The organism is Synechococcus sp. PCC 7336 (genome assembly GCF_000332275.1).
Lineage (GTDB): Bacteria > Cyanobacteriota > Cyanobacteriia > Thermostichales > PCC-7336 > PCC-7336.
The window spans coordinates 1,131,529-1,155,901 of record NZ_CM001776.1 but is presented as its reverse complement, the minus strand read 5'-3'; the positions used below and the strand labels follow the sequence as shown (position 1 = coordinate 1,155,901).

Sequence of the window (24,373 nt, the reverse complement as noted above, 5' to 3'; positions counted from 1 at the left end):
CATCCAATTCAATCACAATCCGCACTTCACCCACAGCGGAACTGGCGGTGGGGGCGTTCTCGAACCGGACGGTGTAGGGGAGGGCGGTATCGGCGGGGACAAATCCTTGCGTGCCCGTGCCCAGCGGTCCGACAATCGCCTTCCACGTCGATACCCTCGACCTCTACAACGCCCGCCACCGCAGCGCCTTTCTCAAACAAGCCAGCCACGAACTCTGCCTGTCCAGCGACAGCCTCAAAGCAGATCTCGCCCAAGTGCTGTTGCAATTAGAGGAGCTGCAAGACCAACAGATCCAGCAGGCCCTCAAACCCAAGACTCAAGTGCCCCACATGAACCAGAGTGAGCTGAAAGCCGCTCTGGAGCTGCTCAAACAACCCAACCTGCTCGAGCGTATTTTGCAAGACTTCGACCGTTGCGGCGTTGTGGGAGAACAAACCAACAAACTCGTCGGCTATCTGGCCGCCACCAGTCGCAAACTGGAGGCTCCCTTAGCCGTCCTGATTCAAAGCTCCAGTGCTGCGGGGAAAAGTTCGTTGATGGATGCGATTCTGGCGCTGATTCCTGCCGAGGAACAGGTCAAGTATTCGGCCATGACCGGCCAGAGTTTGTTCTACATGGGAGAAACCGACCTCAAACACAAGATCCTAGCTATTGCTGAAGAAGAAGGGGCCGAGCAAGCCAGTTACGCGCTCAAATTGCTCCAGTCAGAGGGAGAAGTCACGATTGCTTCAACGGGCAAGGATGCCAGCAGTGGCAAACTCCAGACGGTGCAATACCGCGTCGAGGGGCCGGTGATGTTGATGATGACCACCACTGCCATTGACATCGACGAGGAACTGCTCAATCGCTGTCTGGTGTTGAGCGTCAACGAAAGCCGCGCTCAAACCGAAGCCATCCACGCCCGCCAGCGCCAACGTAAAACTCTGGCTGGCCTACTAGCCCAGCAGTACCGGCGCGAGCTGCTCCAGCTCCACCAAAACGCCCAACGTCTGTTACGCCCTCTTTTAGTCGCCAATCCTTATGCCGAGCAGTTGACCTTTGTCAGTACCCAGACCCGCACCCGCCGCGACCATCTGAAATATCTGGGACTGATTCAGACGATTGCTCTGCTCCATCAACATCAGCGCCCGATTGAGCGGGTGGAACAGAGCGGTCAGTGGTTTGACTATATCGAGGTGACGCTGGAGGACATCGAGGTGGCCAATCGATTGGCGCATCAGGTGTTAGGGCGTTCTCTCGACGAGCTACCGCCCCAGACTCGCCGCCTGTTGACGCTGATTCAGCAGATGGTTGCCACAGCCTGTACCCGTGAGAGCATCGCGCAACAGGATTATCGCTTTACTCGCAAAGACATCCGCAGCTGCACTGGCTGGAGCGACGGCCAACTCAAGATTCATTGTCGCCGCCTGACGGAGTTGGAATATCTGCTGATCCATGCCGGCAGTCGCGGCAAGAGTTTTCAATACGAGCTGCTCTACGACGGCAATCCCGCTGCACCAGGGGCTCACCAGATGGGCTTGATTGACCTGGACCGTCTCCGACAGGAGTACGACGCTCAAAAGTTAGGGGATATCGCTCAAAAGTCAGGGCAAATCGCTCAAAAGACAGCGCCAAGTTTGCCCCAAGTTACCCCCAAGTTAGGGCCAAGTCAGGGGACCTCAAACCCAGTTCTCAACGGGTATAGGGCCTGATTTCGGTCGATTTCCCCAAAAAAGCACAGTACCCCCCTATCTCAAAACCGTACTTTTTCGTCGTACTTTCTCGTCGTACTCACCCCCTCCCCTTAGCTGCTCTCACCCCCGCTCATGTCTCGCAAGCGCCCGCCACCGTCCTTCCCCGACGTGCCCAACATCGCCGACCCCCAGGGTTTTGTCTGTTTCATGGAGCGCTTCCTCGAATGGATGGCCGTGCGCAACTACTCCCCCCGCACCATCACCGCCCGCCGTTTCTATCTGGCTCATTTCATCAATTGGTCCGCTCAGCGCTCTCTGTTGCGGCCTCCCGAGATCACTAAGCCCATTCTGGAGCGCTATCAGCGCTTTCTCTATCACTACCGTCAACCCAACGGCAAACCCCTTTCCTTCCGCTCTCAACACAACTATCTGGTGGCCGTGCGGGCCTGGTTTAAGTGGCTCTCGCGCCAGAATCACATTCTCTACAATCCCGCCAGCGAGATAGAGTTGCCCAAGCTCGAGACCCGACTACCCAAGGCCATTCTGTCTCAGAAGGAAGCCGAACAAGTTCTCAGCCAGCCGGATGTCAACCAGGCGATAGGCTTGCGAGACCGAGCCATGCTAGAAACGTTCTACAGCACGGGTATTCGCCGCCTGGAGATGATTCACTTAGCGCTTGAAGACCTCGATGGCGAGCGGGGTACTTTGATGGTGCGTCAGGGGAAAGGACGCAAGGACCGCATGATTCCCATTGGCGCTCGGGCCGTAGCTTGGATAGAGAAATATCTGGCTGATGTGCGGCCCCATCTCTGTTGCGGTCATGAGGATGGCCGTTTGTTTCTGTCTCATCTGGGGGAGCCGCTGACCCCCAACCGCTTGACTCAGTTGGTTCGCTCCTATGTCGATAAGGCTGAGCTGGGCAAGACGGGGAGTTGTCATTTGTTCCGTCACACGATGGCGACGCTCATGCACGAGAATGGAGCCGATATCCGTCACATTCAGGCGATGTTGGGTCACGTCAGTCTCGATACCACTCAGATCTACACCCAGGTCTCGATTAAGAAGCTCAAGCAGGTTCATACCCTCACTCACCCGGCTCGCTCCGAGCGCTCGCTCAGCGTCGATTGGGATGGGCAGACTGAAGAGACACCCGCCACAACCGATGAGTTATTCGCCACCTTAGCTGCCGAACAGTTGGACGAGCAGTAGAATTGATTCAACTCTTGCCTCGGGGGGCTTGCTCAAATAACAACCATCACCGTCTTTTTCCTTAGCCGCTCAAACCCAGTATTTATCGGAGAAAATCACATCTAAAAAGTGAATCGTCTCTGACTCAATTATTAGCTCAAATAATAGGGCATTTGATGATGTTATCAATGATTTGATTAACCGCTCCACACTTGGCAGGGAAACACGTGGGGTAACGACACAATTTGACACTACAGGTGGTTTCGATGAAGCAAATTCAGTATTTGATAATTTAAATCTTGGGAATGTTCGATCTATTGAAACATCATTTGGTCCAGGAAGAGCTGGCCAGTTGCCTGATGGCAGTACAGTTGTTGTAAGGCCAGGTAGTTCACCGGCACCTGGGAGTTCTGTAAATGGCCCACCAACTTTAGAAATCCAGCAGGGAAGGGATAGAACTAAATTTCGTTTTGGAGAGAGTTAATGGCTGAAAATATTTTTAAAGCATGGAAACCATTATTTGGGCTCCCAGCGGTAATGCAATTGGAAACACTTCATCATGGCTATGAGGGGCTTAAGTTGATTCTGACACCACTTGATGAGTCTGACAGGAAACTAGAAATATTATTTGATCCTGCCTTAACTTATAGAAATATTGATGAAGGCGACTTACTGTTTTACAACCGGGTTGACGGCGAAAATAATTTAGGCCGATGGGGATTTTTTACGGTTGAGGATTCAGATTATCTAAAGTGGTTTAACCACGTAAGTCAGGGCATATATGAAGATAAAGAAATTATTCAATACTCTATATATACACCCAATGACTGCCTTGATATACTATCTGCCTATCCCCCAACAGTCTTATGGTTAGAATCGACAGTGCCTGTACCGCCCGCAGATCAATAGCCTACTAAAATTCGATCACTCCTCTCTGAGGCTAATACAAAAAGGATTAGTAACCGTCCCAGAAACGTATTCAGCTGCCAATAGTTTTTCATCCCGAAATAAGGGAATTCCTGAATCCAAAGATTGAGGAATTAAAGACGGTGTCGGCAGCTGCAATCGTGCAGCTCGGCAAGCTTGAGTGAGAAAATCAAGCACATTTCTATTTTGAGCCTTCAAAGAGGCAGTCACGCTCAACATGCGAGCTACAAACTGGCGCCAGCTTGAGATTGCGACCCAAAGCTAGTGCGTCGCCAAATCACTGCAGGTCTTAAAGCTCGTTCCGCCTCAGTGCCAGATGACTCTACAGATGGGGCTGCTTTGTTGGAGTTGACGGACATTGCGGTGGCAGACCTCGATGGGGATGGCGAGCTCGACATTGCAGTCAGCGGTACAGGCAGGCAAAGTATCCGGGTGCCCGATACCGGTGGCGGTTATGGTGGCGGTTATGGGGGTGGCTACGGTGGGGGATATGGCGGTGGTTTCACGACCATCTTTGAAGATTACGAACGCGTCTTTACCTTCTCTAGAGAGACCGATGGCAGCCTCGCTCAACTGGGAGAGTTCGAGCTGCGTGCAGAAGCAGACCAAATTCAGTTAGGAGATATCGATCTGGATGGCGATGCCGATCTGATCTACTTTTCACGTTCGAGCATCTCTGTTGCTCTAGGGGATGGGGATGGAACTTTTACTGCTGATAATACGTTTCTTGCTGCCCCTGATGCAGTTTTTCCAAATCTTTCTGAGATCGAGTTAGCCGATTTCGATAACGATGGCTTCCTCGATTTAGTCACCTTGACGAGTGGAGCCTTCTTTGCTCCTTCTGGGCCTAGAATGAGCTCTACCGATCGCGTCTCGATCTGGTTGGGTAATGGCAGCGGAAACTTCAGCTTGAATGCTTTCCGAAGGGTCAATCTTTTCACCGATTCCCTGGCGATCGGGGATGTCGATCGCGATGGCAATCTCGATGTGGCGGTTTCTACTCTCTCGGGTGGTGACGAGCTGTTTGTCTTCAGTACGGATGGAGAGGGGCAGTTTGTCTTCAATCAATTGGGGAATGAATTTGCCAATGATGCAGGCATTACCGATCTCTCGCTGGCAGATTTGGATGGGGATGGAGCGGACGATCTGGTCGGGTTCAGTCAGTCCGAGCGTCGCATCGCTTTTCGGCGCAATGGTCGGGCAGTTCAAACCAGACAAACGTTTGAGTACGATTCGGTTTTCAATCAGCTGACTCGCTCTACCGATGAGTTGGGGCGCGACACGTTCTTCGAACTCGATCCTGCTACGGGCAATGTATTGGTAGCGCGACAGGTTGTGGGCCAAGACGATCGCACCTCTGGCGAAACCGACGATGTCGTAACCCAGTTCACCTACACCGCATTGGGATTGGTAGACACCATCACCGATGCTCTGGGTCGCACCACAGACAACGACTATGACGAATTCGGTCGCTTGATTGCCACAACTTTTGCTGTTGGCACGGCTGATGAAGCCACTGTCCGTCAAGAGTACGACGATCTGAGCGGCAACATCTCAGCCTTCACAAACGAACTGGGCAATCGCACCGAGTACGAGTTCGATTCGAACAATCGCCTAACTCAAATTGTTGAAGCCGATCCCGATAGGGAGGGACCCTTAAGCTCTCCCGTGACTCTCTTTGATTACGATCGACGGGGTAATGTCCTCTCAGTTCGGGACGCGAATGGCAATCTCACTCAGTTTGAGTATGACGAGCGCGATCGGGTTGTTGCCACCCTCGATGCTCTCGAACAACAGGCCACGTTTGCCTATGATTTGCGGGGCAACCTCATCGTTGAAACAGATTTCAACGGAAATCTGACTGAATATCGCTACGATAGCCGCAGCCGTCGCATTGAAGAAATTGATGCTGAAGGATTCTCAACTCAGTTCTCCTACGATCGTAATGGCAACTTACTCTCTGTGACCGATCCGCGTGGAAATACTACACGATACGAGTACGATGCTCGCGATCGCTTGACGGAAATAGTTGATGCCGTTGGGAATTCAACTCGATACGAATACGATCTAGCGGACAACCTAATTTCCGTAGCAGATCGCAACACTAATCGAACGGAATTTGCATACGACGAGCTCGATCGCCTTATCGAGCAAATCGATGCCGATAGCAATAGCGCTCTATTTGAATATGACAAGCTCGGCAATCTAGTACGTCAAACCAACCGGCGCGGATTTGAACTTAACTTTGAATATGATTTTCGCAATCGCCTTGTCAGGACAAGTGACGTGCTAAATGGTCAAGTTTTATATTCTTATGACAAAGCCAACAATTTAATATCTGTTACTGATGAATTAGATAGAATCAATTATTTTATCTATGACGATCTTAATCGCCAGATTGAAGCCATCAATCCATTATTACAATCTACTCAGTTCAGCTATGACTCTGTTGGAAACTTGGTAGAGATTGATGGCGAGTTAGATCGTACTTCTAAGTATATTTACGACGATCTAAATCGTCTCACTACAATCACTAATGCCTTCGGTAATGTTGTCGAGTATGGCTACGATGGAAATAGTAATATTACATCCATTACAGACGGGCTCGATCGAGCTACTACCCTTACCTACGATGGCCGCGACCTCGAAATTAGTGTCACCGATCCGCTAAGAAATACCATCACCACTACCTATGATGGCAATGGTAATATCGTCTCCGTTACTGATGCTCTCGGCAACACCTCTGTCTCCGCTTATGACGAACTCAATCGGTTGCAAGGCAACACCGATGCCAATGGAGACACAGCAGCTTACACCTATGACGCCGAGGGAAATTTAACCTCCTTGCTCGACTCCGTTGGTAACCTAACCACCTATCAATACGATCGCCTCAATCGCTTGGTGTTGGAAACCAATCAACTGCAGGATAGCCGTCTCTACGATTATGACGAAGTCGGCAATTTGGTGGGTCGCACCGATCGCAACAACCGCCGCACTACCTACAGCTTTGACGCTCTCAATCGCCTGACCAGCGAACAGTTTATTGGCGATGGTGGGGCGATCGAGCGCAGTTTCACTTATACCTACGATGCGGCCAGCCAATTGCGCGCTGCTGGCGACGCTCTCTACACCTATAGCTACGATTACGATCTGGCCGGTCGGCTCACTTCGGTCTCGAACGTCGGCTCGGTCGGTGCCCCCGATGTGACGTTGGACTACTCCTACGATCGCCAGAACAACCTCACTTCTGTGACCGACACCATCAACGGAGTGGAAGCGGGAATAGAAACCTTCGAGTACGATCTGCTCGATCGCGTCACGCGCATCACTCAATCGGGTACAGGAGTGTCAGAAAAGGCTGTTACCTTTGCTTACGATGCAGCTAGTCAACTGACGCAGTTGGACAGTTTTAGCGACTTAGCCCAAACTCAGTTGGTCGCTAGCTCTCGCTACAGCTACGATCTCGCGGGCAGGCTGGAGTTGATCGAGCAGTCGAATGATGGAGGGTCGATCGCCGAGTATCGCTATCAGTACGATGCGGCCAATCGCATTACTGAAGTAGTCTCATTCGATGGGGTTAGCACGTTCAGCTATGACGAGCGCAGCCAGCTCATCTCGGCAGAGCATAGCTTCCAGGCTGATGAGGCTTACACCTACGACGCCAATGGCAATCGTATTAATGATGGTTTTCGCACTGGTACTGACAATCGACTGCTTGAAGACGAGCAATTCCTCTATGACTACGATGACGAGGGCAACCGCATTCGTCAGACGGACAAAGTGACTGGCGAAGTCACCGAATACGGGTTCGACCATCGCAATCAATTGAGAACAGTTGTTACCCGCGATAGCGATGGCAACACCATCCTCTCGGCGAAATATGACTACGATGTCTTCGGCCGTCGCGTTCTCAGAACTGTCGATCTGGATGGGGATGGGGCTTTAAGCGCGCAAACGGAGCGGTTTGTCTATGATGGGGAGCATATCGCACTGGTGTTTGATGGCGAAGGCAATCTGGCTTACCGCTATTTGCACGGTCCGGCGATCGACCAAGTCTTGGCTCAGGAAGATGCAGAAGGGTCAGTACTATTTACCCTGACCGACCATCTAGGAAGTGTTCGAGATCTGTTGGATGCGGAGGGCAATGTTGTCAACCACATCAGCTACGACAGTTTTGGCAACATTACCAGTCAAAGCAATCCTGAGGTTGAGTTCCGCTTTAGCTATGCAGGCCGCGAGTTTGATGATGAAACCGGCTTGTTCTATAACCGGGCTCGCTACCTCGACCCCTCAACCGGACAGTTCATCAGTCAAGATCCATTAGGCTTTGGTGCTGGCGATACCAATCTCTATCGCTATGTCGCCAATTCTCCACTCAACTTTACCGATCCGTCAGGTAACGCGTTTGCGCCAGCTCTAGCACTACCCATTGTGAGTGTGGTCGCTCAAGCAGCATTGACTACTGCAGTTGCAGCTGCAGCGATTGCGACGGCTCCGGTTTCGCTGCCCGTTATCGTTGGCGGTACTGTTGGAGCGGCTGTGGTGGGAGGAGCGATTGGGGTTGCACTAGACCAGCAAGCCCGACAAGCAAGCAGTCAGATAACACTTAATGCTAGGTTGGCGATCGATCTCACTCCAGATGTTGGCGATGCCAATACTCCGAGCCAATTGCCTCTTATTCCTGTAGATATACCTGGTCTTGAGGGCATACAGCTTGGAGAATTAGTAAATCAAGTCCTTGGAGGAGACTCCATCCAAGATTTGCAAGATGTAGTCGACTCTATTCTTGGCCCAACCGACCTCGGTGCGGCAGACGAACTTATTGCTCAAGCTCACATCCTTTTATCAGAAGACCCAAATAGTAGAGCAGAACAACTAGAAAGAAATAGAATCCAAGGAGCTGAGTTTGAGCGTGAAGCAAGACAAAGATTTGAAGGTTCAAACACGGGAGTACAAGAACAAGTAACTATACGTACAGAGAGTGGGGTAAGAACAAGAGTGGATTTGATAGGCCGCGATCAAAATGGGAATGTTTCTATTGGTGAAGCGAAGAGTTCACCTACAGCTCGGCTAACCCCAAACCAATCTGCTGCTTTTCCTGAAATTGCAGAATCTGGAGGGGTTGTTGGTGGTCGTGGGAAACCAGGCTTCCCTGGTGGAACAAGAATTCCCCCAACCAATGTACAAATTATTCGTCCTTAACAACACCTAGGACACTTTTATGGAGTCAATGACATGATGCGCAACTCAGACATGCAGACATGTGCATAAAGAATGTCCTGGACTAACGCTTTAAAAAGTCAGAAAAAATACAAAAACTCATGAGCAACTCGAAAAATAGGAGTTTCCTCAAAAATGGCAACAAGGGTTCGAGGGTTCCAGCATCCTGTTAGAAGTGTGAGACAATTAATCGAGGTGCCCTGATATCTATTTATTATGAGTTAAGATTAATATAGAAAATCCATACCTCTTCTATACAAAATTTGTGACCAGAAATATCATAAACACGCGCTTCATTACATGATTTTGGCATCAAATGTAAATTTTCTAAAACCTCTGAAAAATGTCTAAAAGGATAGAGTCAATGAGTAAAATCACTAAGAGCAGTTTAAGGAAAGAGCTACTTTCTGAATTAGATTCATCCTTAAAAGAATTTGGCTTTAAACTTGTCAAATCTAAATTTTGGTTTATCAAAAAAACTGAAAACAGAGTGCTTTATTATTGGCCGGAATTCTATTCTTATCCTAACAAGATCAGTATAGATCCAACAGTCGCAATTCGTTTTCCATGCATTGAGGAAATATTTCATAGAGCTTCTAGATATGAGGATAAGTATCAGAAAAATACTCATACAATTGTTTCTGAGATATGGAGGATAAATGCAAAATTTAGATCATCATACGAATGTTATCTTAATGAAGATATAGATATTTCAAAGTTAAAAGAGAAGTTATTTTCTGAATTCTCTGAGCTTGCTACAGCTTACTTTGAAAAATTTAAAGATGTACATGATATCAATTCAATACTTAATGAATTCCCTGACATGCCAAGCAAATACCAAATACATGACTTTTCTAGATGCTCAAGAGGTATAATTGCTGCGAAGCTATGTAATAGCCCTGATTTTGAAAAACTTATCAATATATATACACAAAGAATGAAAACTCAAGATAAAGGATTTTATTATCCATTTTTTACATTGCTTGTGAGAATATTAACAGCCTAGTTCTAGAGTGATTAATGTCTATTTACAACAGCAACGAGATCGATCTTATAGGGGTTGATAAAGATACTGGATTAGTCAATTTAGCGATTGTGGACGGATTGAGCTGGAAAGATACAAATGAACATCTACAGTTAATACAAGCAAAGATTAATTCTTATCTCGCATTCATAGAGAGTGGTGAAGTCTATAAGTCTTATTCAGATGCTAAAAATCGAAACTTTTCAATTGAAATTATGTTCAAACATTCGCCTTGCAACGAAGCGGAAATTTTTTTGAATAAGCTAAGAAATGTTCTGGTTGATGCCGGATATGATTTCAGCTATAAAATGCTTTATTAATCTTATCTCCGAGGCTAGGATGATTACTTTGTCCCTTAGGTTCATCAGATTTCTGCGTTGTCCATAAAACCTCCTTAGTGCAGGCAAGACAGGCATTTCAGCCAGTTTATGGGTGAAATAGAAGTTGCATGAATCGGAAAGGCCACCACTGACTGTGTCTACTTGCCAAACTACACAACCATTATAGATTAAGCTTTTGTGCAGAGATCCAAGGACACAAAAAGTGCAGGAAACCTTGTTTACAGGCTGATCACCCTAGGTGGAAGCCCTACCCGTCATACTAATGTTGAGGTAACGCGGAGAACCCCTAGGGGGAGGAACAGAGTAATTGAAAATATTCATATAACGCGGTAATATTATTAATTATTTGAGGGTCAAAAATGTATCTTTTTGTGATAGGATGAAGAAGAATTAAAGCTATATATTTGTGCTTAGCATTTTAGTATAATTTGACAGAATAAGTACGCCTAGAAAAACCGAGGAAAAGAGATGAAGAATAAATTTGAATTTGAATTTGACGATTACTCATCTGAGAATAGAATCAAATTCGACTTTGACCAAGAAATAGATGAGGAGATGAAAATTATTATTGAAAATGAAATTCCAGTCTTGTATGCGAATAAGCAAGCTTACTTGGCATTGGCAAAAGCTTTTATAAAACTGGCTTTTGGTGAATACTCAAATGGGTTCCATTTTCATCTTAGACAAAACTTCGATGCTGATGAACAAGAAGCTATTCGTTGCCACTTAATAGATTGATTGAACGAAGACACTGTCCACGGAACTAGTCTTACCCTCATGTCCACCCCCGAGGCTAGTACGTAAATGAAGTCGCTTTGCTCCGCCTGTTCCGCATCGCCGGTGATCAAGCGCACGGTCGTGCAACGGCAATGCTAGTCCCCCCACCCGCGCTAATCGCGCCTCCCAATTCGCGCCAAGCCGCCCCCGCGCAACCCCGCTAATGCCCAAAGTTCCATCAACGAAGCGGGGGCAACGCACCCACCCACCCGCCGTAGCTGCTTGGCGCGGGGATAAAACCATAAGGCGCGACTCATTGAGATTTCTTTGCTCCTCAAAGGTAAGAGCAGGTAAACCTGCCCTCACCTTCGAGGTCGATTTCCATTGTCTAGAAATAAGGTATATTTCCAAAGTGGGATGCACCTTATTTCTTCATCTATGAATGCCGACCAGAATCCTGCTGAAATCTCTCAATCACCTCGGGGTAATTCTCCATATCCTCCATCGATTTCAGAGGCGGATAAGAAGTCCAAGTTGCCTCAGCTTGAAGTCTATCCATGTAGGTATGGAATGCCTGGTCATCCTCACGATGGGATAACACGTAAGCCTTCAGCTCTTTAAGGGACATCATCTGCAAATCTACTTCACTCATGAGTTTTATCCCATCTCCCTTGAGCATCAATGGTAATCACTGTTTCTTCACCCGCAATGAAAGCGATGTTACCAGTACGTTCATCAATGCGAATTAAGTCAATGGGCAGGTAAAACTTGGTCGCCCAAACGGAAAGAACAAAACACTGGTACAACTGTGCAGTCGTTGGCAACACCCCACTCCTCTAAATTGATAATACTTAACGACCAGCGTTAGCCCATAACCTGCTTAACACGCTCGTAGCGAACCGCCAGATCCAGGAAATGACAAATGACCTCTTGGTCTTGAGCCTTGAGCTGGTCAACGCACTTACACAACTCCTTGAGCCGCCTATTTTTTACATCAAAACTATCCTCTCGCTCTGTTCCCTCTCTGCCTCTTAATAGCCGGTCAAGACTAACCTCCAGCACATCAGCCAGCTTGATGACGTAATCAAACTGAGGCTTGCCCTTACCTTGCTCCCAACGTCCGACCAAACGAGGCTGGATATCGAGTAGATTGGCCAACTCAAGCTGTGTAAGCTGTCTACTCTTACGCAACTGTATCAAGTTTTCAGCAAAGTCAGTCATAGAACAGAGTTGCAGGTCAACATGATGGCTCATGGTATTACCTCCACAAATGTCTGCTCTTGATAAGGATAATAATATCTAGTATAAAGAAGGTCAAGAATTGCCTTGACGAGATTTCGAGGCCAGGGAGGTTCCATGCCCCGCTACCCAGACGAGTTAATCGAGCGCATCAAAAGTGATGTCAGCCTCGAACGCCTCTTAGCCGCCCAAGGCCACGAGCTCAAAAAACACGGCCAAGACCTGATAACCACCTGCCCCTTCCACGAAGACACCACCCCAAGTCTGGTCATCAGCCCCGATACCAACCTCTGGCACTGCCTGGGAGCCTGCCAAAGTGGCGGCTCCGTCATCGACTGGGTGATGAAACGCGAAGCCGTCAGCTTCCGCCACGCCATCGAACTACTCAAAGCAGACCTCCCCCATCTCGACAGCGATAACACGACCCCCGCGACCCCCATCAAGCGCAGCAGCACCCGAAAACTCCCACCCTTAGCCGCCAACCCCGACAACCAACGGCTACTCCAGCAAGTCATCGACCACTATCACCAAACCCTCACCGAATCCCCCGACGCCTTGGCCTATCTGCAAAGCCGGGGGCTACAAAGTAGCGAGCTAGTCGAGCAATTCCAACTGGGCTACGCTAACCGCACCCTCAGCTATCGCCTGCCTCAAAAGAACCGCAAACCGGGCGCTGCCATTCGCACCCAACTACAAGACATCGGCCTACTCCGTCAAAGCGGTCACGAACATTTCAACGGCTGTCTGGTGGTGCCAGTGCTGGATGAAACCGATGTCATTCACGAAGTCTACGGTCGCAAGATCGGTCAACGCTTACGCCAAGGCACCGTCCAACATCTCTACCTTCCCGGCCCCCATCGCGGCGTCTGGAATCTCTCCGCCTTATCCGCCAGCTCGGAAGCGATCCTGTGCGAGTCGTTAATTGACGCGATGACTTTTTGGGTTCATGGTTACCGCAACGTCACCAGCAGCTACGGCACCAGTGGCTTTACCTTCGACCATTTAGCCGCCTTCGAGCAGCAGGCCATCACTCGGGTCTACATCGCCTACGACCGCGACAGCGCTGGTGATGCTGCCGCTGAGAAGCTAGCACAAACCTTGAGGGACAAAGGCATTGAATGCTTCCGCCTGCTCTTTCCCCAAGGCATGGACGCTAACGCCTACGCCCAAGCCGTCACCGACCCCGCCGAGCGTCTGGGTGCTGCCATTCGTAAAGCTGAGTGGATAGGCAAAGGCAAAACTCCCCCTCAACCCCCTCCCTTAGCCGCTCCGACTTCGACACCAGAACCGGAGCGCGAGCCCGACCCGCAAGAAGCTGAACTACCTGAGGCCGATATCAAAGAGCACGAAATCAAACTCAGCTTCGGCGAGCGCCATTACCGTATCCGTGGCCTAGAGAAGAACCTCAGCTACGACCAACTCAAAATCAACTTACTGATCCGCCGCGACAAAGCCTTTCACGTCGATACCCTCGACCTCTACAATGCCCGCCACCGCAGCGCCTTCCTCAAACAAGCCAGCCACGAACTCTGTCTGTCCACCGACATCCTCAAAGCAGATCTCGCTCAAGTGCTGTTGCAATTAGAGGAGCTGCAAGACCAACAGATCCAGCAGGCCCTCAAGCCCAAAACTCCAGTCCCCCACATTAGCCAGACGGAACTGAAAGCCGCTCTGGACCTGCTCAAACAGCCCAACCTGCTCGAGCGTATTTTGCAAGACTTCGACCGTTGCGGCGTCGTCGGAGAGCAAACCAACAAACTGGTGGGCTATCTGGCCGCCACTAGTCGCAAACTGGAGGCTCCCTTAGCCGTCCTGATTCAAAGCTCCAGTGCTGCTGGGAAAAGTTCGTTGATGGATGCGATTCTGGCGCTGATTCCTGCCGAGGAACAGGTCAAGTATTCGGCCATGACGGGCCAGAGTTTGTTCTACATGGGAGAAACCGACCTCAAACACAAGATCCTAGCTATTGCTGAAGAAGAAGGGGCCGAGCAAGCCAGTTACGCGCTCAAATTGCTCCAGTCAGAGGGAGAAGTCACGATTGCTTCAACGGGCAAGGATGCCAGTAGTGGCAAACTCCAGACGGTGCAATACCGCGTCGAGGGGCCGGTGATGTTGATGATGACCACCACTGCCATTGACATCGACGAGGAACTGCTCAATCGCTGTCTGGTGTTGAGCGTCAACGAAAGCCGCGCTCAAACCGAAGCCATCCACGCCCGCCAGCGCCAACGTAAAACTCTGGCTGGTCTACTAGCCCAGCAGCAGCGGCGCGAGCTGCTCCAGCTCCACCAAAACGCCCAACGTCTGTTACGCCCTCTTTTAGTCGCCAATCCTTATGCCGAGCAGTTGACCTTTGTCAGTACCCAGACCCGCACCCGCCGCGACCATCTGAAATATCTGGGACTGATTCAGACGATTGCTCTGCTCCATCAACATCAGCGCCCGATTGAGCGGGTAGAACAGAGCGGTCAGTGGTTTGACTATATCGAGGTGACGCTGGATGACATCGAGGTGGCCAATCGATTGGCGCATCAGGTGTTAGGGCGTTCTCTCGACGAGCTACCGCCCCAGACTCGCCGTCTGTTGAGGCTGATTCAGCAGATGGTGAGTGAGGCTTGTATTCGTGAGAGCATTGAGCAACAGGATTATCGCTTTACTCGCAAAGACATCCGCAGCTGCACTGGCTGGAGCGACGGCCAACTCAAGATTCATTGTCGCCGCCTGACGGAGTTGGAATATCTGCTGATCCATGCCGGCAGTCGCGGCAAGAGTTTTCAATACGAGCTGCTCTACGACGGCAATCCCGCCGCACCGGGGGCTCACCAGATGGGCTTGATTGACGTCGCTCGTCTCAGGCAGGAGTACGACGCTCAAAAGTTAGGGGATATCACTCAAAGGTCAGGGCAAATCGCTCAAAAGACAGCGCCAAGTTTGCCCCAAGTTGCCCCCAAGTTAGGGCCAAGTCAGGGGTGCATATTCATCCGACTTCGGGGTCTTGTCCGCTTTTGGTGATCGTTAAATCTGTCCTAAATGAGGCGCTTATTTCGTATAAGAATCAACTGATTAGGATGAGGCGCTTGGCCAATAGCTCGAGCCCAGCCCTTCCAAACATCTGCCGTTTCAGCATTTTTAGTCGGTTGTTTTGACCCTCCACTGGCCCATTGCTCACCTCGAGTGTGAGAGCTGCTTTCACCGCATCGTAATCTTCTTGAAGACCCTTGGCAAAACTCCGTAATGCCTTGATTGAGCTGCTCACAGCTGTCTCCAGCCAATCGTCGAATTCCCCAGGCAGTCGCTCGCGCACCAGTTTGATGAACCCCTGAGCCAGAGCGATCGCCCCCGATAACTTTGGCTGCTGGCCCAGTTTTTCCAGCAGGGTTTTCTCCTCAGGCGTAAGGTTTTCAGGCCGTGTCAACAGCAGCCAAGCCGCCCGCTTGGCACTCAAAGGCTCTGACACTGGTGTGGCGGGTGATGGCGCTGGTCCCCGACCCGGTAAGTCATTGAGGGATTCTCGGCTGGGCTTGATGGAGGGCAGAGAGCAACGCAACTGCCGAGTGTAACGGGCGACGGTCATATAGCTGCCCGGGTACCCTTGCTGTTGGATCTCGCCAAACAACTGTTTAGTTTGTTGGCGCCCTTGCTGCCATTGCTCTGACAGGTAAGCCTTGTATGGATCCAAACAACTGGGGTTTCTCCGCCGCCCCACAGGATATTGCCATTCCGGAAACGTTGACGCGGCCAGGTAGGTATACACCGTTCGCTCGCCAATGCCGAGGTGATGGGCAATGTCTTTAATGGCATAGCCTTGCTTGCGTAGAGCATGGGTTTGTTCCCACTTCTCCAGTCGTATGGCCCGATTGACTTCCCTTTGGGTTCGATATCTATCCGGAGCAGCTTCGGGGGTCGGTGCTTCGGTTGGCTGTTGGGCTTGAATCTGTTGCTGCTCAACCTGTTCGAGCGACTGGGTTTGTCCCTTAAAGACTTTCTCTAAAGCCTCTTCGAGATTCTGCAACAGATGAAAGCGATCGGCTACCTGGATGGCATCGGGTGCTCCATCGCTCATGCCTCGCCTGTAGGCTTTGGAGCGATCTCTCGAGAGAATCTTCACGCCAGGATGCTCTTTCAACCAGGCTGCTAAGGTCCCAGCCGCCCGGTCGGGGAGTAGTGCGATCGGTTGGTTGGTCTCCAAGTCGACCAAGATCGTTCCGTAATGATGACCCGTGCGAAACGCGAAATCATCCACCCCCAATATCTTTGGCGTGGCCATGACTGGTAGGGGCAATTTGGAGATGGCTCGCAAGATGGTGTTGCGGCTGTATCCGTATCCGAGCTGATGGCTCAAGCGGGCTGCTGCCGAACCACCGAGGGCTAAGCCCATCGCTTCCAGTTGAGCCGTGTAGCGAGTCGTGCGTCTGGCCCAAGGCGCGACAACCTCGGGCAGACGCTCCGTAAAGATACGCCGAGGGCAACGCTCGTTGAGGCAGAAGAACTTACAGACTTGGAGCAATATCGTCAGCGTGAATTGAACTAATGGCAGATCCCTCAACGTTCTCTCATAGTGGCTATGGATGCGATCGGTGGAGCGATGACACAGCGGGCAACAGGCCACCGTTTGAGTCGAGCAGAGGTTAACAACGAGCTGTTGGTTGGCCGGATCGATACTCCAACTGTTCAAGCTCACATCCGTTTGGCTGGGCAGGAGATGCTGTAAAAGTTCCACGGGCTTGGCAGAGTGAGGGTTTGCACCTGGTATTCTCCTATACCTTCTCTGCATCACCAAAAGCGGACAAGACCCCGAAGTTGGCGTTATTTTGCATTCCTAGAGGCTTTGCGAAATCTGCCAAGTCCACACATTTACAATGCGGTCAAAGATGCAAAGCCTGCCACCGATATCGGGATTTATCATCCACCCGGAAATCGACTACGCCACTATGAACGTCTCAGCCGTCAGCCGCAGGGATTTATCGCGCTAGGAGATTCTGTCTGCTCTTTCACGCCGATTTATGGGCAGGGAATAACTGTAGCCGCTTTAGGCGCTGTACTGCTGAAACAGTGCTTACAAGAAACTGCTCTATCGGAGTTGCCAAGCCGTTTTCAAAAAGAGCTTGCTAAGGTGAATGCGAACCCTTGGATTGCGGCTACCAGTCAAGACGCAAAATATCCCAGCGTAAAAGGGTTAACACAGCCTCTCACTCCGTTAGAAAAAGCAATTGGCTGGTATATGGATCAACTCATTCAGTTAACGACAAAAGAACCTCCTGTGACCTTGACATTGTTTAATGTTTTTCACATGGTTCAGTCATCTAGTGCCTTATTTCAGCCGTCGATTCTGTTTCGAGTCATTCAACAACTGCTGACCGGACCATCATCTCAAGCATCATCCAAAGTTCAGGTCAGTGCTAGCCGTATAACAAGTCGATGAAGCGGACGGGTAAGAGATCTCGATGGGGCAGCTAAAGTTATCTACCGCCGCTTATCTTGGTCGTTATGCGCCCACAAACGACCGAGCGAGGATCCTATGAACGAGATATGTGAACTGTTCGACTCAAGGCTCAACACTCTCGCCCAGCTGATTGATCGGGCTTCGCTATACTTTGCGAACGATAATTTCCTAGCGTTTCGGCTCGTCGAAGATATGCTTCCTTTGGGTACGCAAGTCGCGTTCACATGCAATCAGCCGCACAACTTTGCCCAGTGGGTTCGTGGAGAAGAGGTCGTTAATCTCGATCCGGACGTGAAGACCGCCGCTCAGGCAAAGGAATTGATCTCAGCTACTCGATCCGCCTTGACATTAGTCGACGTTCAAAGCACGACGTTACCGGAAGGTAAGAGGTTAGACTTCGGGCCTCAGCGATACGCAGAACTCTCTGGAGACAAGTATGTTCGCGACTTTCTCGTTCCGAACTTCTACTTTCATCTGGTGACGACGTACGACATTCTCAGAGCTAACGGCCTGGAGATTGGCAAAGCAAACTACATGGCTCATCTCCTCGGGCGAGTCAAAGAGCGGTCCGACGCATAACATGAAGTTGAAGTGGACAGCGGAACCTGTCACGCCAACTGCTGGCGCAATTGGCGCGCCAGAACGGCGCTGCCACTGAACTTGGTGTTAGGTTGCTGCTGTCCTTAAGTTCTCCTGGTAAAATTGGGAGGTGCTAACCTGCGATCGCCATAATTGGTTTAGCTATTGCGAGTGAGCCATCAAACCTAATCGGGATAGGGAGAAGTGTTTAACTCCCCCCTCCCACACCACCCTGCAAGCGGGTCCGCACAGGGCGGTTCAATATCGCGGAGCAAACATGAATTGAGGCTATTTCGCATACCCTTGGGCTTTCATCCAAAGGTCGCGAATTGATAGCAATCCCTGCTCTTTTAGCCACTCATTAGTCATCCCACTGTGCGTCGCCAGCGTTCTTGACAAGCGCCAATAACCTTTACGGCTAAGGCCGGTCAAAATTGCCTGACGCTGATACGTACCCAACTCCAGAAGATTACGAATGCGAGTGCGCGCTCGTCGCCACTGTTTCCAGTAGCACATCCGAACCCGCCTCCTCAACCATCCGTCTAACTCTGGAATCGGTTGGTAGTATTGCGAGATGCCAAAGTAGCCCATCCATCCTCGCAAGTACTGGTTTAACCGAGTCAGGCGTTCTTCCATTGAGACCCCCCAACTGCGGGAGGTGTGTAAAATCACGTCAACTTCGGGCTCTTGTCCGCTTTTGATACTGCTGGCCAATTTAACATTTAGAAATATTGGCATGGTGCAAGTCCTCTGCATGGCCCTCACCCCCGGCCCCTCTCCCAAACTTGGGAGAGGGGAGAAACAGCCGAAAATCCTTACGGGGCCTTGTTCCCCTGCCCCCAAAGTTGGGGGTAGGGGTTAGGGGAAGGGGGCCACAGGCATCTAGACAAATGGCCAATGTTTCGGAATATGAATTTCGCCAGCAGCATCAAAAGCGGACAAGAGCCCGAAGTTGGGTGAATATGCAAGCATCCCAAGCTCAAGTCCTTAGCTAAGGAGATCCTCAATGATTGGGATGCGGTCGTAGCTTTTGTCTGCAACCCACACTTACCCGCAACCAATAATCAAGCTGAGCGGGCTTTACGTCATGCCGTCATTGCCCGACGCATTGGCTATGGAACTCGCTCTGCCGAAGGGAGTCTCAGGCATATGCAGCCCTAATCAGTGTGATGGAGACTTGTCGGCTCAGAGGTATCAACCCTTGGACCTATCTGGCTCAGATGATTGCTGACAGGCGAAAGGGCTTGCATGCACCACCCTTTCCTGATTCTCTGCCACTGGCTAGCTAGCCACTCTTTTAAGGGGGGGGGGAGGTGAATGACTACCTACACCCTCCTGAAATTATTCGGGCACATCCCGAGCGAGAAAGTGATTTATACAGACTGGTTGGTATGCATGCTTCGCATGCGTAAAGCCTGAATCGGAGTTTGTCAGGCGGAGATTGTCGAGGGACATGGTGGCGATCGCCGCAAATGGCTTCCACCAAGCCCGATCCATAGGTTCGCGTAACACAACTGCCCGCTCTCGACTCTGTTCTAATACTCGTACGTCTAATACTCGTACGGGTATCTTCGAACATAGTCTGCTCCTCCCCCAATTCCCCCTCCCCCTCTCTCCACGGAGCTCTGGCGAACCGAAGACAGCTATAGTTTCGATAGAGTGTCAAAATAGTCAAAACCCTAACGGACGGCAGCATTGCCGATACGGCCTGCAAATAATTCATGCCAAGTTAGGGAATAATACAGATGTATTTCTTACATTGGGTATGTCAAAAGAAATCGTTATCGAGGCCGGACGTGCCGAACGGCAATATTGGCAGGATCTTTGGGGATACCGAGAGCTGTTTTACTTTCTGTCCTGGCGAGACATTCTCGTCCGGTACAAGCAAACCTACATCGGCATCGCCTGGGGACTGATCCGGCCGTTGCTGCAAATGCTCGTACTCACCTTCATCTTTAGATATGTGGCCAAACTCGATTCTCCAGGAGAGGCCCCCTATCTTGTCTTGGTGATGTCAGCTCTCCTTCCCTGGAATTTTTTTGCCACCACCCTTACAAGCTGTAGCAGCAGCCTCGTCGCCAATCGAAATTTGGTTTCTAAGATTTATTTTCCTCGCTTGATCGTTCCGGTCAGCACGATGATTGTCAACTTGGTGGACTTGTCCGTCTCCGCTAGCATTTTGATTGCCCTGATGCTCTGGTTCGACTACTTTCCCACCTGGCGCATTGTGACTCTCCCCCTGTTCCTGTTGCTCGCTATCCTGGCCGCCCTCGGCCTCGGTCTGTGGATGGCAACCCTCAACGTCGAGTATCGCGATTTTCGCTATATCGTCCCCTTTATCACGCAGTTGGGCACCTACATTTCCCCCGTCGGCTTCAGTAGTACCGAAATTCCCGAGAACCTTCGTTTCGCCTATTCCCTCAATCCTATGGTAGGGGCGATCGATGGCTTTCGCTGGGCTATCTTGCGAGATGACATCCAGCTCTACTGGCCGGGAGTGATTCTCTCAGCACTCCTCGTCTTGCTGCTCTTCTTTAGCGGGATCTGGTTTTTTCGCCGGATGGAACGTACATTTGCCGATGTGATTTAGCTGCTGGCGAATACCGCTAGCCCCACTCAATGCAAGCGCCGTTGTTCTGCCTCTACTGCTGCCAACCTCTTTTGAGATCCCACCATGAGCGAGCCCATCATTCGCGTCGAACAATTAGCCAAAAGATATCTCATTGCCCGCAACCGGCAGCAGAAAAGTCGGACCCTCGCCGAAACAATCTTCGATCGCGCTCGCGCACTACCGCAACAGTTGGAGCATATCTTTCAACGGAAGGAGGAACACTCCAACCGAGAGGAATTTTGGGCGCTCGATGATGTCAACTTTACGGTTTCTCCAGGCGATCGCCTGGGCATTATCGGTCGCAACGGCGCGGGCAAGTCCACGCTGCTCAAAATTCTCAGCCGCATTACCGAACCCACCAAAGGTCGCATTACCTTGAGAGGACGAGTGGCTAGCTTGCTAGAAGTGGGCACCGGCTTTCATCCAGAATTAACGGGACGCGAGAACATCTATCTCAACGGCTCCATCTTGGGCATGGATCGGGGGGATATCCGGCGCAAATTTGATGAAATTGTTGCCTTTGCAGAAGTGGAGCGATTCCTCAATACCCCTGTCAAACGTTACTCCTCTGGCATGTACGTCCGCTTGGCCTTTGCTGTTGCCGCCCACCTAGAGCCGGAAGTTCTGATCGTGGACGAAGTCTTAGCAGTAGGGGATGGCCAATTTCAGCAAAAGTGCTTGGGTCGAATGGAACAGGTGGGACAAGAGGGCAGAACCGTCATTTTTGTCAGTCACGATATGTCTGCAGTCAATCGACTGTGTCAGCGTGCCATCCTACTCGAAGGCGGTCGCGTGAATTTTCACGGGGAAGTACGCGAAACGATCCAGCGCTATCAAACGGCGGGCAGAGAGAACGTTTCGGAATGGGTTGCCCTTGACGATGCTTCCCCCCGAGACATTATGCTTCAAAAGGTGCGCGTGCTGGACGATCGAGGGCAGCAGGCTGGTGTTGTCGACTTCGATCGCCCCGCTCAAGTGGAGATCGCCTATACCGTTCGAGCCGATCCCTCCCCCTGGGTTTTGATGGTGCGGGTGAGCGATAGCTCGGGCCATATCCTATTCACCTCTTGGGATACCGACAGCCTCGCATCCAAAGGCTCGCAGGTGGGTCGAGACTATTGCATCCGCTGTACCCTACCCCCACAATTCTTGCGTCCCGGCAGTTATTCCCTGACGATCGGGGCTTTCCAAATGTCGAACCCCCAACAGATTCGGCAAGCGATTCACTACATGGAGGATTTGCTGCAGTTTCAAGTTTCTCCCAATGGCTACAATTTCAACCCCGGTCGCAAAGGGATGGTGCTGCCAGTACTGGAATGGGTGCCGCAGTCAGTGGCTGCACTATCGGAATGGTAGAGATAGTGGAGGCCGGGACGCGATCGCTACAGTCAGATTGGAGGTGAGTCAGATTGGAAGGGACAAAGTCGACGGATCGCTATTCCGCTTTTTTGGTCTCCTGTCCGGGAATCTATTTAGATTCGGGGTCGGGGACGGGAGGGTTGGTGTGCTGTAGGAATGGCCGCACGACCGAGATCGATCGCCTCGACTGTACGGGGCTGACAAAATTCAACAATACCGTCTATCGAGCGATTCGCGCCCCGCGTCTGGTGGTAGGATACGACCTGCGCGGTACCTGTTACAGCTTGCGACTGCCCGATCGCCCCGATGTACGCGATATTCACGATATTTATGTCGATGGCGATCGCATTATCTGCGTTTCCACCGGCACGAATTCCCTTTATTGGTACGACCATCTGGGCCACTGCACCGATGTCTGGCAAGCGGATGGCAAAGGGGATGCTTGGCATCTCAACAGTCTGTGCTGGGGGGGCGACAACCTCTACGTCTCTGCCTTTGGGGAATTTTCTAGCCACAATGAATGGAAAGAACGAGGCTTTGCGGAGCAGGGCTTTGTCTTGAATTGGCACAGTGGAAAAAAGGAAATTGAAGGGCTGACGGGTCCCCACCATCCCAAGGCGATCGATGGAGATCTCTACGTTTGCGATTCCCTCAAATACAGTGTTGTGCGAAAAACAGCTACCGGAGAGCGTTCAGAACTTCAACTGAACGGCTTTACGCGGGGCATGGCCTGGGACGAGCAGTTTTTCTACATCGGCGAGAGCGCCAACCGTCATGCCGATAATAGTGATATATCCCATGTCGCCATTGTCGATCGAGCCACTTGGGAAATCGTAGCTCGCATCCAAATCCCATTTCCCGAAATCTACGAAATTGTCGTCATTTCCGAGCAGATGGCGGGCAACATTGAAACTAACCCCGAGCGCTACAGCTTGGAGGTCAACTCGGCAGCCGCAGACAATCTGGTGGAGCAATTGCAAGCAACCGCCAGCCAATTGCGAACAGCAGAACGCAAGCTGAAACAGTTGCAAACCACCCCCTTGATCGATGTAGTTTCAGCACGAATCAAAGGTCGAATTCGGCGATCGCTCAAGCTAAACCGGCCTCAATAGAGAGTCAATCCCAAATTTTTTATCTCAGTTTAGAACTGCCTATCATGCTCAAAAATATTAGTAGAAAAATTCGCCAGAGCTTAATGCACTTGCGATTTAATCCTGCCGATCCTGCACTGCAGAATGGCAGTAAAATCTTTTTTGTGACCGGACGTCCCAAATCTGGCACAACTTGGATGGCGAGGTTACTCAATGCTCATCCCCAGCTATTTTGTGACTTAGAGGAAAACTATGCCTACAATCGCAATTGGCTGATTGAATACACTGACGATCGGGGTGAGGACAACTCATTCTTCACAAAGCGTATGCGGTCTCTGATCAAGCAGGGGCTCCTCTCAAATTTAATTGCAAACTGCCCGAAATTCTCTGCAGTCTATCTGGGTGATAAAACCCCCAATCTAGATTTAGATTTAATCTTCCGCGACCTTCCTCAGGCCAAGGTATTGGTTATGCTCAGAGATCCGAGAGATGTAGCTGTTTCGCTGGCGTTTCATTGCTATCGTCAATCTAAGCGCTGGCAAGGCATTTTCTCGGATGGCAACTTGCAGTCTATCGACAGCCTATTTCTGCGAGATCGCCTGTCTAGATTTCAACAATTTGCAGATGAAGCTCAATATCTAGACTTTGCGCGGAAACAGCCCGAGCAATGCACAATCGTTCGATATGAGGATCTGCACGCGAATGGAGAGATGATGCTCGCTGGTATTTTCCAGTTCCTCAAAGTGCCCGCGTCCCAGCGCTTAATCGACAACGCGATCGCAGCGAATACGTTTGAAAGAATGTCTGGAGGACGCCAGCGGGGGGAAGTCGATCGAACTGCATTTGTGCGCAAAGGCATTGTGGGAGATTGGCGCAACCATTTCAGTTCGGACAATATACAGTTGTGCTCGGAGCTGATTGGTGCTTCTCTGACTCGCTTGGGGTACGAGTAGTGATGGAA

22 protein-coding genes and 2 pseudogenes are annotated in these 24,373 nt (G+C 50.6%); 16 read left to right on the top strand and 8 right to left on the bottom strand.

Annotated features, from left to right (window positions below; genetic code table 11):
* The first annotated feature begins 110 nt into the window (after positions 1-110).
* The 4 genes from SYN7336_RS24595 to SYN7336_RS05640 all read left to right on the top strand — a co-directional run bounded on the left by SYN7336_RS24595 (position 111) and on the right by SYN7336_RS05640 (position 3,770).
* Positions 111-1,691 (top strand): hypothetical protein, encoded by a 1,581-nt coding sequence (locus tag SYN7336_RS24595; protein WP_017324957.1) that lies wholly within the window; start codon positions 111-113, stop codon positions 1,689-1,691.
* Between the two features lie 114 nt (positions 1,692-1,805).
* On the top strand, positions 1,806-2,882 hold the full coding sequence (xerC, locus tag SYN7336_RS05645) for a site-specific tyrosine recombinase XerC (protein ID WP_026100726.1): 1,077 nt from the start codon (positions 1,806-1,808) through the stop codon (positions 2,880-2,882).
* 172 nt (positions 2,883-3,054) lie between these two features.
* The gene (locus SYN7336_RS32170; protein ID WP_156820039.1) at positions 3,055-3,345 is read left to right on the top strand and encodes a hypothetical protein; all 291 of its coding nucleotides are present in this window, start codon (positions 3,055-3,057) and stop codon (positions 3,343-3,345) included.
* Positions 3,345-3,770 (top strand): hypothetical protein, encoded by a 426-nt coding sequence (locus SYN7336_RS05640; protein ID WP_017324955.1) that lies wholly within the window; start codon positions 3,345-3,347, stop codon positions 3,768-3,770. Before SYN7336_RS32170 ends, SYN7336_RS05640 begins: the two co-directional genes overlap by 1 nt.
* A gap of 126 nt (positions 3,771-3,896) precedes the next feature.
* Here SYN7336_RS05640 and SYN7336_RS32165 read toward each other — a convergent pair.
* Positions 3,897-4,096: pseudogene (locus SYN7336_RS32165) on the bottom strand (IS66 family transposase); the annotation flags it as partial.
* On the opposite strand from SYN7336_RS32165, the gene SYN7336_RS30570 reads away from it, so the two are divergent.
* The 4 genes from SYN7336_RS30570 to SYN7336_RS05620 all read left to right on the top strand — a co-directional run bounded on the left by SYN7336_RS30570 (position 4,053) and on the right by SYN7336_RS05620 (position 11,111).
* Positions 4,053-8,990 (top strand): RHS repeat-associated core domain-containing protein, encoded by a 4,938-nt coding sequence (locus SYN7336_RS30570; RefSeq protein ID WP_017324954.1) that lies wholly within the window; start codon positions 4,053-4,055, stop codon positions 8,988-8,990. The pseudogene SYN7336_RS32165 and the gene SYN7336_RS30570 sit on opposite strands and share 44 nt — an antisense overlap.
* A 382-nt stretch (positions 8,991-9,372) precedes the next feature.
* Positions 9,373-10,014, top strand: a complete 642-nt coding sequence (locus SYN7336_RS05630) for a hypothetical protein (protein WP_038025744.1) — start codon at positions 9,373-9,375, stop codon at positions 10,012-10,014.
* A gap of 14 nt (positions 10,015-10,028) precedes the next feature.
* Positions 10,029-10,352, top strand: a complete 324-nt coding sequence (locus SYN7336_RS05625; protein WP_017324952.1) for a DUF6572 domain-containing protein — start codon at positions 10,029-10,031, stop codon at positions 10,350-10,352.
* 489 nt (positions 10,353-10,841) lie between these two features.
* The gene (locus tag SYN7336_RS05620) at positions 10,842-11,111 is read left to right on the top strand and encodes a hypothetical protein (protein ID WP_017324951.1); all 270 of its coding nucleotides are present in this window, start codon (positions 10,842-10,844) and stop codon (positions 11,109-11,111) included.
* 152 nt (positions 11,112-11,263) lie between these two features.
* On the opposite strand, the gene SYN7336_RS30565 is transcribed toward SYN7336_RS05620, so the two are convergent.
* The 4 genes from SYN7336_RS30565 to SYN7336_RS05605 all read right to left on the bottom strand — a co-directional run bounded on the left by SYN7336_RS30565 (position 11,264) and on the right by SYN7336_RS05605 (position 12,344).
* On the bottom strand, positions 11,264-11,407 hold the full coding sequence (locus tag SYN7336_RS30565; RefSeq protein ID WP_017324950.1) for a hypothetical protein: 144 nt from the start codon (positions 11,405-11,407) through the stop codon (positions 11,264-11,266).
* A gap of 119 nt (positions 11,408-11,526) precedes the next feature.
* Positions 11,527-11,742, bottom strand: a complete 216-nt coding sequence (locus tag SYN7336_RS05610) for a hypothetical protein (RefSeq protein WP_026100725.1) — start codon at positions 11,740-11,742, stop codon at positions 11,527-11,529.
* Entirely contained in the window at positions 11,735-11,914 is a 180-nt protein-coding gene (locus SYN7336_RS28675; RefSeq protein WP_071590852.1) for a hypothetical protein, read from the bottom strand. The genes SYN7336_RS05610 and SYN7336_RS28675 overlap by 8 nt, the downstream gene beginning before the upstream one ends.
* A gap of 40 nt (positions 11,915-11,954) precedes the next feature.
* A complete protein-coding gene (locus tag SYN7336_RS05605) occupies positions 11,955-12,344 on the bottom strand; it encodes a helix-turn-helix domain-containing protein (protein WP_026100724.1) in 390 nt (129 codons plus the stop codon).
* Between the two features lie 102 nt (positions 12,345-12,446).
* Between SYN7336_RS05605 and SYN7336_RS05600 the strand changes: the two genes are divergently transcribed.
* Positions 12,447-15,341 carry a CHC2 zinc finger domain-containing protein gene (locus SYN7336_RS05600; RefSeq protein WP_017324947.1) on the top strand — a complete coding sequence of 965 codons (2,895 nt, stop codon included), beginning with the start codon at positions 12,447-12,449 and terminating at the stop codon, positions 15,339-15,341.
* A 43-nt stretch (positions 15,342-15,384) separates the two neighbouring features.
* On the opposite strand, the gene SYN7336_RS05595 is transcribed toward SYN7336_RS05600, so the two are convergent.
* The gene (locus SYN7336_RS05595) at positions 15,385-17,049 is read right to left on the bottom strand and encodes an ISL3 family transposase (protein ID WP_017324316.1); all 1,665 of its coding nucleotides are present in this window, start codon (positions 17,047-17,049) and stop codon (positions 15,385-15,387) included.
* A 108-nt stretch (positions 17,050-17,157) separates the two neighbouring features.
* Between SYN7336_RS05595 and SYN7336_RS30560 the strand changes: the two genes are divergently transcribed.
* Both SYN7336_RS30560 and SYN7336_RS05590 read left to right on the top strand, forming a co-directional pair.
* The gene (locus tag SYN7336_RS30560) at positions 17,158-17,751 is read left to right on the top strand and encodes a hypothetical protein (protein ID WP_156820038.1); all 594 of its coding nucleotides are present in this window, start codon (positions 17,158-17,160) and stop codon (positions 17,749-17,751) included.
* A gap of 96 nt (positions 17,752-17,847) precedes the next feature.
* Positions 17,848-18,351: a DUF1993 family protein gene (locus SYN7336_RS05590; protein WP_017324946.1), complete on the top strand. Its 504-nt coding sequence runs from the start codon at positions 17,848-17,850 to the stop codon at positions 18,349-18,351.
* Between the two features lie 288 nt (positions 18,352-18,639).
* Here the strand turns inward: SYN7336_RS05590 and SYN7336_RS05585 are convergent, their stop codons facing one another.
* Complete coding sequence (locus SYN7336_RS05585) at positions 18,640-19,089, bottom strand: group II intron maturase-specific domain-containing protein (protein ID WP_156820037.1); 450 nt, start codon at positions 19,087-19,089, stop codon at positions 18,640-18,642.
* 237 nt (positions 19,090-19,326) lie between these two features.
* Here SYN7336_RS05585 and SYN7336_RS30555 point away from each other — a divergent pair.
* Positions 19,327-19,640, top strand: a pseudogene (locus tag SYN7336_RS30555) (transposase); the annotation flags it as partial.
* A gap of 52 nt (positions 19,641-19,692) precedes the next feature.
* On the opposite strand, the gene SYN7336_RS30550 reads toward SYN7336_RS30555, so the two are convergent.
* Positions 19,693-19,863 (bottom strand): hypothetical protein, encoded by a 171-nt coding sequence (locus SYN7336_RS30550; RefSeq protein ID WP_156820036.1) that lies wholly within the window; start codon positions 19,861-19,863, stop codon positions 19,693-19,695.
* Between the two features lie 253 nt (positions 19,864-20,116).
* On the opposite strand from SYN7336_RS30550, the gene SYN7336_RS05580 reads away from it, so the two are divergent.
* The 4 genes from SYN7336_RS05580 to SYN7336_RS05565 all read left to right on the top strand — a co-directional run bounded on the left by SYN7336_RS05580 (position 20,117) and on the right by SYN7336_RS05565 (position 24,365).
* Positions 20,117-20,941, top strand: coding sequence for an ABC transporter permease (locus SYN7336_RS05580; RefSeq protein WP_017324944.1), 825 nt, complete (start codon positions 20,117-20,119; stop codon positions 20,939-20,941).
* An 84-nt stretch (positions 20,942-21,025) separates the two neighbouring features.
* Entirely contained in the window at positions 21,026-22,318 is a 1,293-nt protein-coding gene (locus tag SYN7336_RS05575; protein WP_017324943.1) for an ABC transporter ATP-binding protein, read from the top strand.
* 53 nt (positions 22,319-22,371) lie between these two features.
* Positions 22,372-23,433: a DUF4915 domain-containing protein gene (locus tag SYN7336_RS05570; protein ID WP_017324942.1), complete on the top strand. Its 1,062-nt coding sequence runs from the start codon at positions 22,372-22,374 to the stop codon at positions 23,431-23,433.
* A 44-nt stretch (positions 23,434-23,477) separates the two neighbouring features.
* Positions 23,478-24,365: a sulfotransferase gene (locus SYN7336_RS05565; protein WP_017324941.1), complete on the top strand. Its 888-nt coding sequence runs from the start codon at positions 23,478-23,480 to the stop codon at positions 24,363-24,365.
* Positions 24,366-24,373: the final 8 nt, after the last annotated feature.

Excerpts from the sequence above, each read along its gene's own strand:
- xerC (WP_026100726.1), top strand. The coding sequence starts at position 1,806 with ATGTCTCGCAAGCGCCCGCCACCGTCCTTCCCCGACGTGCCCAACATC.
- SYN7336_RS05640 (WP_017324955.1), top strand. The coding sequence starts at position 3,345 with ATGGCTGAAAATATTTTTAAAGCATGGAAACCATTATTTGGGCTCCCA.
- SYN7336_RS05630 (WP_038025744.1), top strand. The coding sequence starts at position 9,373 with ATGAGTAAAATCACTAAGAGCAGTTTAAGGAAAGAGCTACTTTCTGAA.
- SYN7336_RS05625 (WP_017324952.1), top strand. The coding sequence starts at position 10,029 with ATGTCTATTTACAACAGCAACGAGATCGATCTTATAGGGGTTGATAAA.
- SYN7336_RS05620 (WP_017324951.1), top strand. The coding sequence starts at position 10,842 with ATGAAGAATAAATTTGAATTTGAATTTGACGATTACTCATCTGAGAAT.
- SYN7336_RS30565 (WP_017324950.1), bottom strand. The coding sequence starts at position 11,407 with ATGAGTCGCGCCTTATGGTTTTATCCCCGCGCCAAGCAGCTACGGCGG.
- SYN7336_RS05610 (WP_026100725.1), bottom strand. The coding sequence starts at position 11,742 with ATGAGTGAAGTAGATTTGCAGATGATGTCCCTTAAAGAGCTGAAGGCT.
- SYN7336_RS05605 (WP_026100724.1), bottom strand. The coding sequence starts at position 12,344 with ATGAGCCATCATGTTGACCTGCAACTCTGTTCTATGACTGACTTTGCT.
- SYN7336_RS05600 (WP_017324947.1), top strand. The coding sequence starts at position 12,447 with ATGCCCCGCTACCCAGACGAGTTAATCGAGCGCATCAAAAGTGATGTC.
- SYN7336_RS05590 (WP_017324946.1), top strand. The coding sequence starts at position 17,848 with ATGAACGAGATATGTGAACTGTTCGACTCAAGGCTCAACACTCTCGCC.
- SYN7336_RS05585 (WP_156820037.1), bottom strand. The coding sequence starts at position 19,089 with ATGCCAATATTTCTAAATGTTAAATTGGCCAGCAGTATCAAAAGCGGA.
- SYN7336_RS05580 (WP_017324944.1), top strand. The coding sequence starts at position 20,117 with ATGTCAAAAGAAATCGTTATCGAGGCCGGACGTGCCGAACGGCAATAT.
- SYN7336_RS05575 (WP_017324943.1), top strand. The coding sequence starts at position 21,026 with ATGAGCGAGCCCATCATTCGCGTCGAACAATTAGCCAAAAGATATCTC.
- SYN7336_RS05565 (WP_017324941.1), top strand. The coding sequence starts at position 23,478 with ATGCTCAAAAATATTAGTAGAAAAATTCGCCAGAGCTTAATGCACTTG.